Below are 1,854 nucleotides of genomic sequence, written 5' to 3' on the forward strand. Positions count from 1 at the left end.
TGAAGCCGGGATCGAGGATCGGCTGGAGAACTTGCAGCACCGCCTGTTGGATCAGGCGGTCCGTCACCGTGGGGATGCCAAGCTCGCGCTCGCCGCCCCCCGGCTTGGGGATCATCACGCGACGCACCGGCTGTGGCCGGTACGTCCCCTCCCGCAGGCGGTCGCGGATGGCCGGCCAGTGGGTTTTCAGCCGTTCGGCGGTCTGGTCGATGTCCAGCCCGTCCACCCCGGCCGCTCCCCCGTTGGCCCGCACCTTCTTCAATGCCCGCAAGAGGTTCTCTCGCGCCAAGACCGCGTCGAGCAGCCCCGGCCCCATGGCGTCCGTGCCCCGGCGCGGGTGGTCGGCTTCGTCAAGGCGGGCCTCCGGGCGGGCTTCACCCGTCCTCCTCTCCCCCCTCCCGGATTGCTCCGGCATCTGACGCATGGCCTTCCACATCGTCGGGCGAACCCCACTCTCCCTCGTTCGGCCCTTCGGCCCGGCCCTGCCGCGCCTACTATGGCCTCTGCTGACTTCCCGCTCCGGCTCGACGCCGTCGCCCTTTCAGGCGCAAGGCGGGATCTCCCCAGGTAAGAACGCTCTCCGTCACCGCACGACCGCCGGATTTACGCCGCTTCCCCTTGATCACGAGAGCTTCGCGGTTCGTTGCCCGCTCGCCCTGGTCGGCAGCGCCTCATATCCGGTTCTTGTTCATCGGCCCGCGGCTTCGATCCACGCTTCCTCCCCACGGTCGGTCGCCCTTCCGCAGTTGCGCTTCACTTCGCTCGCCGTGATCAGCTTACGATGGGACTTGCACCCACAAGAGAACGCCCATGCTGGGCGCACATCGGGATAGGGGGCGATCCTAGTGGACCGCACCCCTCCCACACCACCCGGCATGCGGGTCCGCACCGGGCGGTTCGAAGGATTGAGGTCATGCGAGCCTGGGCAGCCCGAGTTGGTCGGCCCATTTGATCGTGAGGACGGCGTTGAGGAGCATCCCGCTGTTGCGCCACCAGCGTCGGCTGTTGGCCGCGACCTGCTGGGCAATGGCGGGCGTGGCTCCCCTGGCCGTCAGTTCCCGGAAGATGGTCTTCCCGCGCTTCCACTGCTTGAGCTGGATGGCCCGGAGCCGGTGGCGTGTCCACTCGTCCAGCCTTCGCCAGACGGCGGGGGTTTGCGCCAGCCGGAAATAGGCTTTCCACCCCAGCAGGAAGTCACGCAGCCGCGCCACGACCGCCGCCATTGACCGCCCCGTCACCCGGGGCGTCAGGCTGCGGACGCGGCACTTGAACGCCTCGACCGCCTTGTCGGCGGCTTTCCGCCGGACCGCTCCCTTCGGCCCGCCCCAGAAGGCATAGCCCAGGAACTTGCGGCCGAAGACGGAGGCCACGGCGCTCTTGGCTTCGTTCACCGTCAGGTGCAGCCGGCCATAAAGACGCCGCAGCAGGGCCATCACCCGCTCCCCCGCCCGACGTGACCGCACATAGACGTTGCAGTCATCGGCGTAGCGGCAGAAGGCATGGCCCCGGCGTTCCAGTTCCTTGTCCACCTCGTCCAGGAGCAGGTTGGCCAGCAGCGGCGACAGCGGCCCCCCTTGCGGGGTGCCCGCCCGGCGCCGTGTGACCGTCCCGTCCTCCTCCATCACGCCCGCGTCCAGGTAGGCCCGCACCAGCCGGATGAGGGCCGGGTCCGGGACCTTCCTGGACAGGCGGTCGATCAGGATGTCGTGGTCCACCCGGTCGAAGAACTTCTCCAGGTCCACATCCACGACGATCCGGCGACCGGACTGCACGAAGCCTTGCGCCGCAAGGACGGCATCGTGCGCGCTCCGACCAGGCCGGAAGCCGTAGCTGTGATCGCTGAAGCCGGGATCG

1 protein-coding gene and 1 pseudogene are annotated in these 1,854 nt (G+C 68.8%); both read right to left on the bottom strand.

All coding sequences use genetic code 11. The annotated features are described in order from the left end of the window. Nucleotides 1-424, bottom strand: a pseudogene (locus tag JT719_RS24200) (hypothetical protein); the annotation flags it as partial. Between the two features lie 487 nt (nt 425-911). Continuing rightward, nucleotides 912-1,854, bottom strand: a 943-nt coding sequence (locus JT719_RS24205) for a reverse transcriptase domain-containing protein (RefSeq protein ID WP_207436374.1), incomplete at its 5' end; no start/stop codon positions are given.

This window comes from Sabulibacter ruber, assembly GCF_017355955.1.
Lineage (GTDB): Bacteria > Bacteroidota > Bacteroidia > Cytophagales > Hymenobacteraceae > Nibribacter > Nibribacter ruber_A.